The following is a 12,627-nucleotide window of genomic DNA, read 5'->3' on the forward strand; positions in this document are numbered from 1 at the left end:
CCCTCCTCGCGGGGAGGCCGGGCTCATTGCCCGGCACACCGCGGCACGACTGCAATGCAGGGGCCAGATTGCCTGGAAGCGAACACCCAGGCGGGCGCGCGGGATCCGAGGCCGGAGGAGCGCAGCATTTGCGCCGCGCGGGCCGCGCGAGCGCAGCATTTTCCCGGCACACCGTTCCGCGCGGCTACAGCGACATCACATGGCGGTGGTGGTGAACACGCCGCGGCCGATGGCCATGATGCCGCCGATGATGAGGATGAGCGCCACGCCCACGCCCACCACTGGCAGCGTGAAGCCCGGCTGGGGGCGGCGGCGGTTGAGGGACATCGCCAGCTGGGCGACGACGGCCGCGAACACCATCATCACGATGTGCCCGATGAGCGCCGGGTAGTAGATGCGCGTCACCAGCACGAGGATGCCCAGCAGCACCTGCAGGTGCAGCAGTCCGGCGAACGAGGCGCCAAGGATGCGCCCGCCCTTGTCGAACGGGCGGTTCGTGGCGAGCCCGAAGACGCAGTAGGCGAACGCCAGGATTCCCGCGAGCAGCACCAGGTAACGCAGCCCGGAGTGGGCGTAGAAGAACATTCGGTCCATGGCCCCGCTGCTTAGCAACGCCCGGGGCGTCACGCACGTTTCACGCGCGTTTCATGGAACGCTTCAGGACGGATCGGGCTTGGGCGTCTTCTTCGTGCTGGGCGGCAGCGGCGGCGCGGAGATGAGCTCCTGGGACGGCAGCTCGCCGGTGAGGCTCTTGAGGAAGGCGACCAGGTCGTCCACCTCGGCGTCCGTCAGCGTGCGCGCGAGCTGGTGCTTCGCCATCAGCCGCACCATGGTGGGCAAATCACTCACGCTGCCGTCGTGGAGGTACGGGCCCGTCTTCTCCACGTTGAGCAGCGTGGGCACGCGGAACTTGCCCCGGTCGTCCTCGTTCTTCGTCACGTCGAAGCGGCCGGCGTCCTTGAGGCCCGGGTAGTCCTCCACGAGGCCGAGCTTCTGGAAGGAGGTCCCTCCCACCGCCGGGCCGTTGTGGCAGGTGGTGCAGCCGGTGGAGACGAAGAGCTGGAGGCCCCGCTGCTCCTGCTCGGTGAGTGCGTCATGCTTGCCCGCCACGTACCTGTCGAAGCGGGAGGGCGTGGTGAGCTTGCGCTCGTAGGCGGCGATGGCTCGCGCGGCGTTGGCCAGCGTCACCGGCGCCTTGTCACCGGGGAAGGCCTCGCGGAAACGAGCGGTGTATTCCGGAATTGAGGAGAGCGTGGCCACCACGCGCTTCGCGTCCGGCATGGCCATCTCCACCGGATTGAGGATGGGGCCCTCGGCCTGCGCCTCCAGCGTGTCCGCGCGCCCGTCCCAGAACTGCGCGATGTGGCCGGCGGCGTTGTAGACGGTGGGCGAGTTGCGCGAGCCCTTCTGCCCCTTGTGTCCGTCCGACAGCGGCTTGTTGTCCACGCCATACGTCGTCAGGCCGTGGCAGGTGTTGCATGAAACATCGTGATTCTTCGAGAGACGCGGCTCGAAATAGAGCATCCGCCCGAGCGCCACCTGGGCGTCCGTGTCCTGGGGCGCAGGCTTTGCGTCCTTCGCCGGAGGGGCCGGACGGAAGAAGTGCGTGAGCTGCTCGGGTGTCAGCGGCTTGGGCGCGGGAGGCTTCGCCTCCACCGGGGCCGCGACGGCGGGAGCGGCGGCCCGTGCCGGCGCTGACTCCGACTTCCCATCCAGACACGCGGAGAGAGCACCGGCGCCCAGGGCGGACAGCGTGAGGAACGGGAGGAGTCGAGTTCGGTGCATGAGGGGCCCTCGCGGAGACCGTGGGACGGGGTTGGACGCTAACAGCAACAATGCAGGATGCGTTCCTCTCACGGGTGACATGTCTCACGCTGGCTTCAGGCATCCATCAGCACACCCAGACCTGGGAGCGCCACCCTCCCCGTCTGGCGGGCGCGCAGTGGGGCATCGAGCGGCGCACGAGGCGCCCGGGGCATCGACGAGGTGGGGCGCGAGGCGGGGGCATGGACCCGCCGTGGCGTCACGGGCCGAAGCGGAAGCGCATCCACCGCGGGCTCGTTCCGCCCGAAGACGAGCCGGTCCACCAGGTACGCCACCCCAAGCCCCGTGGCCGTCCCCACCGCATCCCAGGCCAGGTCCTTGAAAGAGAAGCCCGTCCCTCCCCGCCGGGAGTCATACAGCTCCTTGCCCAGCCCCGCGCCCATGGCCAGCCCCGCGCCGGTGAGCCACCGCGCCCCGGGCTCCTCGAAGAGGAGCGCGCCCCCGCCATAACCGGCTCCCGCCAGGGTGAAGCACGCCGCGAAGTGCTTCGCCTTGTCCTCCCCCAACCATTCGTCCCCGGACGCCGCCCTGGCGGGCCCCCCCGCGGGGAGAACGAACAGGACGGCCATGACGTGGAGAGGGAGCGGGCGCATGTCCAGGCATGTAGCACCACACGACCCGTCCGGGAGCCCCGCCCCGGAGTGAAGGGCCGCCACTCGTTTTGTGCGTTTTCGAGACGTGGCCCGCACATCATCCTATGCTCCGGGTCGCGTGAACCGACTCGGGCCCCAGTTCACCTTCGAGAAGCAGCCTCGCCGCCATCCCGGGCTGGATGGAGCGCGAGGCCTGGCCGTTGTCGCGATGGTGATGGGGCACACGCTGGACGCCCTGCTGACGCCCGCGGCGCGCGCGCTGCCGTGGGTGCAGCACTACTGGACCTTCCGTGGCATCACCGCGCCACTCTTCCTGCTGGTGAGCGGCTGGGCGGTGGTGGCGGCGCTGGGCACGAAACCCTCGGCGGCGCGGGACATCTATGGCCGCCGGATACGGCGGGCGTTGCTGTTGCTGTTTCTCGGCTACCTGTTGCACTGGCCGGGCTGGGCGGCGGTGCGGGACATGGGGTGGACGGAGCGGATGCTGACGCACGTCCTCTCCTTCGACGCGCTCCAGTGCATCGGCTTCGCGCTGCTGTTCGGCTCCACGCTGCTGGCGCTGGCGCCGGCCCGCTGGGGCCGCGGGGTGGTGCTGCTCGCCCTGGCGGTGGGCGTGCCCCTGGCGAGCGCGGCCATGTGGCGCCTGGGCGCGGGGCTTCCGGGGCCGGTGCAGCAGTTCATCGGCAGCGCGGAGGGCAGCCGCTTCCCCTTCTTCCCCTGGGCGGGCTTCTTCTTCGCGGGCGCCTTCGCGGCGCACATCTTCAACGTGCTGCGCCCGGGCTGGCCGCAGGGGCTGGCGCTGCTGGCGCTCGGGGCCGGGCTGCTCGGGCTCACGCACTGGCTGCCGTCGGACTGGAGTCCCACCAGCCCGTGGATGGTGGCGTACCGGGTGGGCCAGGGGCTGATGGTGCTGGGCGCGGTGAACCTGGCGCCCCAGCGGCTCAGCGGGCTGCTGGCTCCATTCGGACGGCTGTCGCTGTGGATCTACGTGCTGCACCTGCCGGTGGTGTACGGCTGGGCGGACATCGCGGGCCTGGCCGGGCGCGTGGGGCCCACGCTGGGGCTGCCCGCCGCGCTGGGCGTGAGCCTGGCGCTGCTCCTGGTCTGCGCGCTGGTGGCCCGCATCGGACGCTGGGTCCGCGAGCAGATTCGGCCCTGGCGCGCGGGCTCCACCACGCTGGACGCCAGCATCAGCAGCACCCGCGTGAGCCCTCGCGTCTGAGCCGGGAACGCGGACTCACCGGTCCTTGAACGCCGCCCGGCTCAGTGCCGCGGCGGCTCCTCGCTGAACTCCGCGTCCTCCTCGGTCCGCGCATCCCCCCGCCGCGAGCGCGAAGGCGCACCGGGCCCCTCGTCGAACGTCCCGCTGGAACCACCGGCGAACGGCCCGCCCGGGAACGGCCCCCCACCCCGCGACGTGTAGAACCCGCCGAACCCACCGGAGCCGAAGGTGGTGACACGCACGGAGCCGTCGCGCACCCGCCGCTCCAGCGCGCGCCGCAGCCGCGTGGCCACGAAGCGCCGCGTGGGTGGAATCAGGAGCAGCAGTCCCACCACGTCCGTGAACACACCGGGCGCGACGAGCAGCGCGCCGCCCACCAGCACCAGCGCGCCGCTGAGGATGCCTTCCTCGGGCACCTGCCCCCGGGCCATGGACTCACGCCAGCTCCGCAGCACACGCCCGCCCTCCCGCCGGGCGAGCGAGGCCCCCACCACGCCCGTCACCAGCACCATGGCGAGGGTGGGCCACAGCCCCACCTGCCGGCCGATGGCCAGCAGCAGGTACAGCTCGATGAACGGAACCACCGTGAAGGCGAGCAGAAGGTACTTGAACACGCCCCCAACCTAACGCACCGGGCACGCCCGCGCCGGGGAACCGGCCCCGGGCTCACTCCCCGTTGAGCCGGGCCAGCAGCGAGTCCACCACGAGGTACAGGACGATGAAGACGCCGATGGCGATGAGGAAGAAGCGCCCCGACGGCTGGAAGCCCCGTGAGCCGGTGTCCATCGTCGAGTAGCTGCTCGCGCCCAGGGCCTCGGCCAGGCCCGTCACCTCTCCCGCATAGCGCGCGGTGCGCATGTACTGCTCCACCACCACGCCGTCGTCGTTGGCGGACAGGGCCTGGCCGAGTTGCGGGTCCACCAGCCTGGCTCCGGCCGCCGTGGCCAGCGCCGCCGCCTCGCCCACCACCTCGCGCATCAGGTCCGGCCGGTCCGACAGGGGCACGCGCAGCTCGGTGGCCACCACGTTGCCGCCCTCGCGCAGCACGCCCACCTCCACGTCGCCGCCCCGCAGGTGCCACACGCGCACGCCGTCCGGCCGGGCGGACACCCGCCGCTCGGCCAGGAGGGCATCCACCCGCGCCACCTCGTACGGGGTGCCCGGAGTCATCGTCTGGAGGAGCAACTCGTATCTCACGCGGGTTGCGAGTATACGCGCCCCACGCCATGCCCACCTCTCCCAAGCCCCCGAATCCCCGCCGCGGTGCCAGGCCCTCCTCGCCGCCCCCGGGCCGGGGCCGCCCCCACGCCCGTCCCGAGAAGCCCGCGCCGGACCGCACCACGCCCGACGTGGCGGCCGACGGCCTGCCCAATGTCCAGCTCCTCCGCCGGGGCGTGGAGCGCTGGCAGGCCGGCCACCCGTGGATCTACCGCGCGGACCTCAACGGCGACCCCGCCCTCGCCGGTGGCGAGGTGGTGCGCGTGACGGACCACCGGGGCTGGTTCATCGGCAAGGCCTTCTATTCGAAGCACTCGAAAATCTCGCTGCGCTGGCTCACCTACGACGACGTGCCGGTGGACGCGGACTTCTTCCGCCAGCGCCTCCAGGCCGCGGACGAATTGCGCCGCCGCGCGCTGCCGGGCGAGTCCACGTACCGCGTCGTCCACGGCGAGGCGGACGGGATTCCGGGCCTCGTGGTGGACCGCTACGGCGACTACCTCAGCGCGCAGTTCCTCGTGCCCGCCACGGAGCAGCGCAAGGCGCTCCTCGTGGACCTGCTGCAGGAGCAGTTCCGCCCGCGCGGCATCGTCAACCGCTCGGACGTGGGCGTGCGCAACCTGGAGGGGCTCACGCCGGAGAAGGGACTCCTGCGCGGCGAGCTGTCCGGCCCGGTGACGTTCCACGAGGGCCTGGTGCGCATGAGCGCGGACCTGCTGGAGGGCCAGAAGACGGGCGCCTTCCTGGACCAGCGGGAGAACCACGTCATGGCGGCGCACTACGCCCACGGCGAGGCGCTGGACTGCTTCTCGTACGTGGGTGGCTTCGCGCTGCAGCTCGCCACCCAGGCGAAGAGCGTCACCGCGATTGAAATCTCCGAGTCCGCCGCGGCCCAGCTCCGGCAGAACGCCGCCGCCAACAAGCTCGGCAACCTGGACGTGGTGGTGGCCAACGCCTTCGACTTCCTGCGCGACGCGGTGGACGAGGGCCGGCGCTTCGACACCATCGTCCTGGACCCTCCGTCCTTCGCGAAGAACAAGGACGCCATCGCCGCCGCGGTGCGCGGGTACAAGGAAATCAACCTGCGCGCCATGCAGCTCCTGCGGCCCGGCGGCATCCTCATCAGCGCGAGCTGCACGTACCACGTGGACGAGCAGGCCTTCGAGGACATGCTGGCCTCGGCCGCCGCGGACGCGCGCCGTCGCGTGCAAATCATCGAGAGGCGGGGCGCGGGGAGGGACCACCCCGTGCTGCTGAACCTCCGCGAGACGCGCTACCTCAAGTGCTTCGTGCTCCGCGTGCTCTGAGGTAACGCCCGACCCACCACGTCGACCCCGGCCCGGGAGACGTGCGAGAACAACGAAGTCATGCGGACGCGGGACTGGGACGAGCAGGAGGACGAGTCGCCGGCGGGAGGCACCCGCGAGCGGGAGCGCGCACTGAAGGAGGTGCGCACCGTCTACCGCCAGGCGGACGCGGCCTACGCCCCCTTCTCGTGTCCGGCCAGCGGCGAGTGCTGCCAGCTCGCGCGGACGGGCCGCCAACCGTGGCTCTGGCGGCCTGAGTGGGAGCTGCTGGCCCGGGGCCGCCCGCTGCCCCCGCCGCGCGAGGACGGGGGCTGTCCCTTCCTGGACGCCGCGGGCCGGCGCTGCACGGTGTACGCGGACCGGCCCTTCGGCTGCCGCACCTTCTTCTGCGAGCGCATCCGCGGCCCGGCGCGCCAGCCGGCGGAGACGGTGGGCGCGCTGCTGGAGCGCCTGGAGCGCGTGTCCCAGCGCGTGGCCCCGGAGCTGAAGGCCCCGCGCCCCCTGCTGGAGTGGCACGCCGAGGCGTGGGCTTCCGCCACGGAAAGTGACGCCCCGCCGTGATTCAGCCCTCCAGACTCGCGGCATCGCGGGAATTCAAGAACACCTGTATCGGGCGCGTGCGGAACCGCGGATCAGGACGGCCGGGGCGGTGGTATGCCGTGGGTCGGGCTCAGGTAGGAGAAGGATGATGAGGGCGGTAGGGAAGCGGCGATGGCTCACCGTGGCGATGCTGGTCGCGGGCGCCGTCGTGGGCTGCCAGGGCGGTGGCGGTGGTGCCGTCGCCGATGCCCTCATCAACACGGGCATCGCCATGGGCAGCGCCGCCGTGCAGCGCGCCGCCGGAGGCTGCTACGCCAACTGCCCGGTGGGCACCGCGTGTGACGCGGCCACCGGCTACTGCCTTCCCCTGCCCTGCCGAGGCCGGTGTCGCTCGGACGAGCGCTGCGTGCAGGTGGGGACCGCGGAGCGTTGCGAGTCCCTGGCCCTGCCCGAGGGCGGGCTGGACGTACGCCCCGCCCCGCCGCCCGAGACACCTTCGGATGCTCCCAGGAAGGAGTCGGTGCCTTCTCCGTGATTTCTCCCCGCTGGCTCGTCGCACCGCAGGAATTCAAGGGAACCCTCACCGCCGCCGAGGCCGCGGAGGCGATGGCGAAGGGCATACGTGAGTCCTCGCCGGAGGTGGTGCTGGACGTCGCGCCGCTGGCGGACGGCGGCCCCGGTACCGTGGACGCGCTGCTGGCGGGCACCCGGGGCGAGCGCCGCCGGCAGGTGGTGCGCGGGCCGCTGGGCGCGCCCGTGGAGGCGAGCTGGGCGCTGCTGGATGACGGGCGCATCGCGGTGGTGGAGATGGCGGCGGCCTCCGGCCTGTCGCTCGTGCCGCCGGAGGCGCGGGACGCGCGTGGGGCCTCCACGTACGGCACGGGCGAGCTGCTGCGCTCGGCGCTGGAGTCGGGCTGCGAGCGCATCATCCTGGGCCTGGGAGGCAGCGCCACCACGGACGCGGGCACGGGCGCGCTGTCCGCGCTGGGCTACCGCTTCCTGGACGCGCACGGGCAGCCGCTGCCGCCCGGGGGCGCGGCGCTCTCCGGGCTCGCCCGGGTGGACGCGAGCGGCGTGCACCCGAAGCTGGGCACGGTGGAGCTGCTGGGCGCCACGGACGTCACCTCACCGCTGCTGGGGCCGGACGGAGCGGCGCGCCTCTTCGGCCCGCAGAAGGGCGCGGACGCGGCGGCGGTGGAGGAGCTGGAGGCGGCGCTGGCGCACCTGGCGTCCGTCGTCGGGGACAGGGCGGTGGGCTGGCCCGGCGCGGGCGCGGCGGGCGGCTTCGGCTTCGGGCTGGTGTCGCTGGCGGGCGCGCGGCTGGTGCCCGGCTACGAGCTGGTGTCCCGCGCACTGGGGCTGGAGCGGCGGGTGCTGCTGGCGGACGTGGTGCTCACGGGCGAGGGCCGCTTCGACCGGCAGACGTCGCTGGGCAAGGGCCCCGGCGGGCTGGCGCGGCTGGCCCGCGAGCACGGCACGCCGGTGGTGCTCTTCGCCGGCAGCGTGAAGCGCGAGGACGGGCTGGAGCTGGACCTCTTCCACGAGGTGGTGGAGCTGGCCTCCCAGGCGCAGCCCGGAGAGCCGGCCTCGAAGGTGCTGTGCGAGGCCACCGCGCGCTGGGCCGCGGCGCGCCTCAAGGGGCGCTGAGCCCCACGCCGGCTACCCCGTGGCGCCCGCGTCCTTCCCCTTCTCCTTCAGCGGCTTCGGCGCCGCCGCGGGAGGCTTCGCGGGGGGCGACAGCCCCTCCAGGCGCCAGCGGGTGAGCGCGTCCTTCGCCGAGTCGTACATGACGAGCGACGTCTTGCCTCCCGTCCAGAGCAGCTCCACGCCGGACTCCGGCACCACGCCGAGCGCCAGCGGCCTGCCCGGCACGGCGCCCACCTGCTGCGCGTAGAGGTGCGTGCGGCCCGCGCCCTCCAGCGAATAGGAGACCCAGTCGTCCTCGGGCGAGAGCGCGCCGAGGGTCAGCGTCTCTCCATCGGCGTACTTCGCGAGCCGCACCGGCGCGGCGGCCTCCGGGCCCCAGGCAATCCGCCAGACGCCGGGCTCCGCGGCCTCCTTCTTCTCGCCCTTCTCGCCGCTTGCCGGGGGAGTCTCCCGGCCCAGCGCCACCAGCGCCACCGGGCGCGCGGGGTGCAGCAACAGGGACTGCACGGAGAGGCCGTCCACCGCCAGCTTGCGCAGGGCCAGCGCCAGCGGGTGCTCCGGCTGCGGCTTGCCCAGGTCGGGCCCGTACAGCTCCAGCGCGGCGCCCGGCCGCTGCACCGCCACCAGCCCGGCACCCGCGTCCCACTTCACCGCGCCCACCACCGAGCCCAGCGCCAGCGAGCCCAGCTCCACCCGCTTCTCGCCCTGCAGGCGGAAGCTGCGCAGCCGGAAGTCGAGGCGGTCCTCGTCGAGGTAGTGCGTGGTGTCCTCCAGCTCCACGACGAACACCAGCGGCTCCCGGGACACCCAGCTCCCGCGAACACCCATCTCCTCCAGGATGTTCGCCATGCTCCACGTCTGCGCCTTCTGCCACTTGAGGTCGTACACCACCAGGCGGCGCGACTGGAGATAGGCGAGCTGCCCCGGCATCGGAGGCTGCAACGCACGCAGCGTCCCGCCGGACACCTGCTCCAGGTACTCGTCGTCCACCTCCACCGGGCGTGGCTTCTCGTCCCCCAGTTGCAGCAGCCACAGCTTGTCATCCAGCGTGATGACCGCCACCGCGTCCGGCACCGGGGCCGGCACGAGCAGGGCCACCTTGTTCCACGGGAAGGGGAAGGGCGTCTTCAGGGGCGCGGCGGGCGCGGGCAGACCGGGAGACAGCAGGAAGGGGTCCTTGGGTGGAGGCGGCGCCTTGCCACCACCACCGCCGCCGGCGTTGTCGAGAGTCATGGCCCGGAGCTCCTACTTCATCTTCTGCGTGGCGGTGTACGTGAGGGGGCCGCTGGCCAGCCCTCCGGCCTTGTCAATCTGCTCCAACGGCTGCTTCAGCCTCATCAGCGTCGTGAAGTTGTCCTCGAGCTGCTGCGCGGGCGGCCCCTTCACCTTGAGGCGCCCCTGGAGGGCCTTGAGCCCCTCCTTCATCTTCGGCCCCACGTCCATCAGCCGGTAGAAGCGCGTCGGGTTCACCATGGCGAACTGGGTGAAGAGGTTCACCTGCGTGGGCAGCTGCTTCTGGATGAACTCCAGCCCGCGGATGGTCCGGGTGTACCAGTCCGCGTACTCCACCGGCTCGGCGGTAATCATGTACCAGTCCGTGCCGAACATGACCTTCTTCAACATCCACGGGCTCGTCTTGAGGATGTGGAGCAGCAGCTTCCACTTCTCGTCTTCCATCAAGTCCAGGTACGAGATGTCCGTGTAGAAGTTCTCGTACTCCTTGCAGAGCTCGACGATGGAGCCAATCCAGCTCTTGTCGTACGGAATCTTCTGGCCGTCCGTCTTGACGGTGAGCCCCTTGCGCCAGTTCCAGAAGCTGCCGTCGCTGGCGAAGTGCGCCAGGCACAAGCGGAGCTGGGGGTTGGCCTTGAGCACCGGCCGCCACGCCTCGGGGTGGACGTAGTTCTCGTAGAAGTAGCGCATCCGCCCCGGGTTCAGCAGCTTCTCCTTCTCCTCGATGGCGTCCTCGATGTCGCCGCGGGCGGAGCGGAGCTTGAGGGGGATGTGCCGCTGCCAGCTCTGCTCCAGCGCCTTCAGGTGCTCGCGCGCCTTGCGGATGTTCTCGTCCGCGGCCTTGAGCTTCTCCGCCGGGGGCCAGTACTTGGGGTTCTCGCGGATGGCCTTGTCCGGCTCGTTCTCCAGGTAGAAGCGCCGCTCGTGCGTGTAGAAGCCCGACGGCGTGCAGTGGGTCATGATGGGGATGTCCTTCTTCGCGCACTCGGCGAAGAACCAGCTCAGGACATCCTTCACCGGCGCGTGGCGCTCCTGGGGCATGTAGCCCTGGGGCGTGTACATCTTGAAGCCCACGAAGGCGCCGGCCTGGGAGGCGGTCACCACCTTCTTGAAGGGCATCGTCTTGTCGGCGCTCTTGATGTAGCGGCGCGGCTCGAAGTGGTAGAGCGGCAGCAGGCGGAACGGGTTCTCCGCCGCGGCCTGCTCGGTGAAGCGGACCTGCTGGAGCCACGTCTCGTGAAGGTCCGCCTCGTCGGAGCTCGCGGTGATCTTCTCCCCCACCTTGTCGGGCTCCGTGCGCCAGTAATAGGTGATGCGCGGCCCGTCCTCCGTCTGCTGCGAGCTGTAGACGGGCTCGCCCTGGTAGCCGGCCAGGTGGCAGTAGTCCATGTCCATGGTGAGGACGATGCTCATGCCCAGGTACGAGGCGCGGGCGTCGTAGTGCCCCTTCGTGGAGGCGTAGGCGCGCAGGGGGGCGGGGATTTCGTAGGTCTGTGCCCCGCCCATGCCGTCCGCCACCACCTGGAGGGTGTCCTCGACGAGGCTGTTGTTGGACCGCACGGCCTCCTGGCCGATGCGCAGCGTGTTGCGGTGCGACAGGTCGCCGATGGTGGGGGCCAGACCGAACGGCACCTGCGCGCCCCACCAGCCCAGCCGGTTCACCTTGGTGCGGCTGGTGCCCGTGCCGATGGCCCACCCGAGCCCCTTGTCCGCCATCATCTGCACGAGCGCGGGCATGGGCGTGCAGTTGCCGCTCATGATGTGCATGTGCGCGTCGTAGTGGACGGGCGGCAGCACGATGGCCTTGCCGGAGGTGGCGATGAGGTTCGCCGGGCCTCCGGCGGAGATGTTGGACTCCGGCAGGTCCGGGATGATGACCCGGTCATCCGCCTTCACCTCGTTGGCGCCGCGCGTGGAGCGCAGCGCGCCGTTGTCCGGGTGCTCGTAGATGAGCTTCCACTCCTTGAACCCGAACTTCTGAGCGATTGAGTCGGGGGAGTCGCCGTTCTGGACGATGTACGTTTCCATCGATGGCCTGTCGGAAGGGGGGCGTGCGGGAGCGGCTTCAGGCGCCCTTGTTCACGCGTCCTGTCATCTCCGGGAAGACGACTCGGTAGTCGCCGGGGGGAACCTTCTCCACAACGCCCTTGCCACTGCCATCCACGCGGCCCTTCTTGATGGTGCCGTCGGGCATGTGCAGCTCGAAGGGCTGGTCCTTGATGGGGTTGCCGTCGGTGTCCTTGAGCGTGAACTCCACCTTGACGGGATCCGGGTCCTTGAAGTGCTCCAGCTCCGCCGCCTCGCGGGAGTCGCTCTTCAGCGAGCCGGCCGCCTCCATCTTCACCTTCCCGCCCTTTATCTTCACTTCCTTGCCGTCGATGGTGAGCGTCTTCAGGGCGAACGTCACCTTGTTGCCGGCCTTCTCCATCTTCAGGATGAGGTTGCCGCCGACGAGCAGGTTGAAGGTATCGGCCTTCAGCTCGAACTTCTTGGCCAGGCCGGCCATGGGCTCCGTCACCCAGAGGGTGGACTTCTTGCCAACCTCCTCCGTCCAGTCCTTGCCCACCGTCAGCGTGAGCTGCCCCTTGGTGCGCAGGTCCCAATCGGCGCCCACCTCCACCTGCTTGTCCTTGGACACCATCTCCTGCCGGGAGCCCAGCACGTGCTCGGTGTGCGCGGCACCAATCTCCACCAGCCGCGCGCCGCCGGTGGCCTCGTTGGAGGCCAGCGCCACGTTGACGCTGTAGCCACCGCCGATGGTGGTGGCCTTCGCGGCCCCCACGTTCTCCATGGCGCCCTGGGTCACCAGCACGGTGACGTTCTTTCCCACCGTCATCGTCTGGTTGCCCTCCACGGACTCGTCATGGGACTGCGTCGTCCGGGTGTCGCGGTTCTTCTGCACCAGCAGCGTCTGGTTGCCCTCCACCACGCTGACGTCGTCGCCGCCCACGCGCAGCTCCTGGTTGCCCTCCACCGTGCGCTTGCGGTCCTTCTTCACCAGCAGGTCCTCGAAGCCACGCACCTGCTGGTCCTTGTCGTTCTC

At 71.0% G+C, this 12,627-nt stretch carries 12 protein-coding genes and 1 pseudogene; 5 read left to right on the forward strand and 8 right to left on the reverse strand.

Annotation, left to right across the window (positions count from 1 at the left end):
* Window positions 1-195: 195 nt before the first annotated feature.
* The 3 genes from K8638_RS10695 to K8638_RS10705 all read right to left on the reverse strand — a co-directional run bounded on the left by K8638_RS10695 (window position 196) and on the right by K8638_RS10705 (window position 2,417).
* Window positions 196-594, reverse strand: a complete 399-nt coding sequence (locus tag K8638_RS10695; RefSeq protein ID WP_223754356.1) for a hypothetical protein — start codon at window positions 592-594, stop codon at window positions 196-198.
* A gap of 63 nt (window positions 595-657) precedes the next feature.
* Complete coding sequence (locus K8638_RS10700) at window positions 658-1,785, reverse strand: cytochrome-c peroxidase (RefSeq protein WP_223754357.1); 1,128 nt, start codon at window positions 1,783-1,785, stop codon at window positions 658-660.
* Window positions 1,786-1,880: 95 nt separating this feature from the next.
* A complete protein-coding gene (locus tag K8638_RS10705) occupies window positions 1,881-2,417 on the reverse strand; it encodes a YfiM family protein (RefSeq protein WP_223754358.1) in 537 nt (178 codons plus the stop codon).
* Between the two features lie 118 nt (window positions 2,418-2,535).
* Between K8638_RS10705 and K8638_RS10710 the strand changes: the two genes are divergently transcribed.
* Window positions 2,536-3,639: an acyltransferase family protein gene (locus tag K8638_RS10710; RefSeq protein ID WP_223754359.1), complete on the forward strand. Its 1,104-nt coding sequence runs from the start codon at window positions 2,536-2,538 to the stop codon at window positions 3,637-3,639.
* Between the two features lie 41 nt (window positions 3,640-3,680).
* Here the strand turns inward: K8638_RS10710 and K8638_RS10715 are convergent, their stop codons facing one another.
* Both K8638_RS10715 and K8638_RS10720 read right to left on the reverse strand, forming a co-directional pair.
* Window positions 3,681-4,253 carry an FxsA family protein gene (locus tag K8638_RS10715; RefSeq protein ID WP_223754360.1) on the reverse strand — a complete coding sequence of 191 codons (573 nt, stop codon included), beginning with the start codon at window positions 4,251-4,253 and terminating at the stop codon, window positions 3,681-3,683.
* Between the two features lie 52 nt (window positions 4,254-4,305).
* Window positions 4,306-4,836, reverse strand: coding sequence for a hypothetical protein (locus K8638_RS10720; RefSeq protein WP_223754361.1), 531 nt, complete (start codon window positions 4,834-4,836; stop codon window positions 4,306-4,308).
* A 29-nt stretch (window positions 4,837-4,865) separates the two neighbouring features.
* Between K8638_RS10720 and K8638_RS10725 the strand changes: the two genes are divergently transcribed.
* The 4 genes from K8638_RS10725 to K8638_RS10740 all read left to right on the forward strand — a co-directional run bounded on the left by K8638_RS10725 (window position 4,866) and on the right by K8638_RS10740 (window position 8,351).
* Entirely contained in the window at window positions 4,866-6,164 is a 1,299-nt protein-coding gene (locus K8638_RS10725) for a class I SAM-dependent rRNA methyltransferase (RefSeq protein ID WP_223754362.1), read from the forward strand.
* Window positions 6,165-6,224: 60 nt separating this feature from the next.
* On the forward strand, window positions 6,225-6,725 hold the full coding sequence (locus tag K8638_RS10730) for a YkgJ family cysteine cluster protein (RefSeq protein WP_223754363.1): 501 nt from the start codon (window positions 6,225-6,227) through the stop codon (window positions 6,723-6,725).
* Window positions 6,726-6,849: 124 nt separating this feature from the next.
* Complete coding sequence (locus K8638_RS10735; RefSeq protein ID WP_223754364.1) at window positions 6,850-7,239, forward strand: hypothetical protein; 390 nt, start codon at window positions 6,850-6,852, stop codon at window positions 7,237-7,239.
* Window positions 7,236-8,351, forward strand: a complete 1,116-nt coding sequence (locus tag K8638_RS10740; RefSeq protein ID WP_223754365.1) for a glycerate kinase — start codon at window positions 7,236-7,238, stop codon at window positions 8,349-8,351. The genes K8638_RS10735 and K8638_RS10740 overlap by 4 nt, the downstream gene beginning before the upstream one ends.
* A gap of 12 nt (window positions 8,352-8,363) precedes the next feature.
* Here the strand turns inward: K8638_RS10740 and K8638_RS10745 are convergent, their stop codons facing one another.
* The 3 genes and pseudogenes from K8638_RS10745 to K8638_RS10755 all read right to left on the reverse strand — a co-directional run.
* Complete coding sequence (locus K8638_RS10745; protein ID WP_223754366.1) at window positions 8,364-9,584, reverse strand: hypothetical protein; 1,221 nt, start codon at window positions 9,582-9,584, stop codon at window positions 8,364-8,366.
* A 12-nt stretch (window positions 9,585-9,596) separates the two neighbouring features.
* Window positions 9,597-11,612, reverse strand: coding sequence for an amidohydrolase (locus K8638_RS10750; RefSeq protein WP_223754367.1), 2,016 nt, complete (start codon window positions 11,610-11,612; stop codon window positions 9,597-9,599).
* A 37-nt stretch (window positions 11,613-11,649) separates the two neighbouring features.
* Window positions 11,650-12,627: pseudogene (locus tag K8638_RS10755) on the reverse strand (type VI secretion system tip protein VgrG); the annotation flags it as partial.

Source organism: Myxococcus sp. RHSTA-1-4, from assembly GCF_020037125.1.
Classification (GTDB): Bacteria; Myxococcota; Myxococcia; order Myxococcales; family Myxococcaceae; genus Myxococcus.